The organism is Mesorhizobium sp. M1A.T.Ca.IN.004.03.1.1, from assembly GCF_003997555.1.
Taxonomy (GTDB): domain Bacteria; phylum Pseudomonadota; class Alphaproteobacteria; order Rhizobiales; family Rhizobiaceae; genus Mesorhizobium.
In genome coordinates this window covers 1-268 of sequence record NZ_RZTV01000374.1, presented here as the reverse complement: position 1 = coordinate 268, position 268 = coordinate 1, and the positions used below count along the sequence as shown (strand labels likewise).

The 268-nt window shown below is 65.3% G+C and carries 1 pseudogene; it reads right to left on the bottom strand.

Annotated features, from left to right (window positions below):
- Positions 1–268 (bottom strand): annotated as a pseudogene (locus EOD29_RS32040) (sugar transporter); the annotation flags it as partial.

Here is a 268-nt window from a genome sequence, read left to right as displayed (position 1 = left end):
GAGGTCAGGAAGAATAGGGCGTAGAGCGCCAGCAGCACGACGGTCGAGAACATCATGAAGCTGACGAGGATGGCGGCAAAACCCCGGCGGCGGCGCGCGTCGAAGCCGTCCGCCGAAAGTTGCGGCAAGGTCTTCAGCAGCGTGATGCTGGAGCCGAGCTCGGCGATCGAGGCGCCGGTCACCACCAGCCAGAGCGAAAAGGCGACGATGCCGTTGGCTTCCGGCCCGAGCAGCCGCGCGGTTATGATCGAGGAAGCGAAGCCCGTCA